Origin of the sequence: Staphylococcus sp. EG-SA-15 (genome assembly GCF_017151895.1) — a bacterium.
GTDB lineage: Bacteria > Bacillota > Bacilli > Staphylococcales > Staphylococcaceae > Staphylococcus > Staphylococcus aureus.
This window is the reverse complement of sequence record NZ_JACVZN010000071.1, coordinates 1-547: the sequence shown is the minus strand read 5'-3', so window position 1 is coordinate 547 and position 547 is coordinate 1. Positions and strand designations below refer to the sequence as shown.

Genomic DNA, 547 nt, shown 5'->3' with positions numbered 1-547 from the left:
TCGGAAATCTCTGGATCAAAGCTTACTTACAGCTCCCCAAAGCATATCGTCGTTAGTAACGTCCTTCATCGGCTTCTAGTGCCAAGGCATCCACCGTGCGCCCTTAATAACTTAATCTATGTTTCCATCCTACAGGAAACGCGTTATTAATCTTGTGAGTGTTCTTTCGAACACTAGCGATTATTTCTTATGAATTCAAGCTTATTTAAAACTCTTTATTCACTCGGTTTTGCTTGGTAAAATCTATATTTTACTTACTTATCTAGTTTTCAATGTACAATTTCTTTTTAGTCAAGCGCTCGCATACTGCTTTATTTTCAAAAGCAATATCACTTTAACCAAAAAATATTTGAATGTTAAATAAACATTCAAAACTGAATACAATATGTCACGTTATTCCGCATCTTCTGAAGAAGATGTTCCGAATATATCCTTAGAAAGGAGGTGATCCAGCCGCACCTTCCGATACGGCTACCTTGTTACGACTTCACCCCAATCATTTGTCCCACCTTCGACGGCTAGCTCCTAAAAGGTTACTCCACCGGCT

2 rRNA genes are annotated in these 547 nt (G+C 38.4%); both read right to left on the bottom strand.

The features are described from left to right. Positions 1-117: ribosomal RNA gene (locus IDG64_RS14360) — 23S ribosomal RNA — on the bottom strand; the annotation flags it as partial. Between the two features lie 320 nt (positions 118-437). Further along, positions 438-547 (bottom strand): 16S ribosomal RNA (locus IDG64_RS14355); the annotation flags it as partial.